Source organism: Bradyrhizobium sp. CCBAU 51627, assembly GCF_028128765.1.
Lineage (GTDB): Bacteria > Pseudomonadota > Alphaproteobacteria > Rhizobiales > Xanthobacteraceae > Bradyrhizobium.
In genome coordinates this window covers 1-262 of the sequence record NZ_LBJG01000034.1, presented here as the reverse complement: position 1 = coordinate 262, position 262 = coordinate 1, and the positions used below count along the sequence as shown (strand labels likewise).

General features: G+C 66.0%; 1 protein-coding gene. It reads right to left on the bottom strand.

Annotated elements, in window-relative coordinates:
* Positions 1-262, bottom strand: a 262-nt coding sequence (locus tag XH88_RS39270; RefSeq protein WP_333909266.1) for an ATP-binding protein, incomplete at both ends; no start/stop codon positions are given.

The following is a 262-nucleotide window of genomic DNA, read 5'->3' as shown; positions in this document are numbered from 1 at the left end:
GACGCCGCGGCCCGAGACCGAGGTGATGGCGGCCGCGGTCGAGAAGCCCGGCGCGAAGATGAACTTGTGGATCTGGGCTTCGCTCATCTTCTCCAGCTCGGCCTCGGTGACGAGACCTGAGGAGAGCGCCTTGGCCTTGATCTTCTCGGTGTTGAGGCCTCTTCCGTTGTCGGCGATGCAGATGATGATGTGGCCGCCCTCGTGATAGGCGGACAGGCGAATGGTGCCCTGCTCGCCCTTGCCGCTGGCGAGGCGCTCGGCG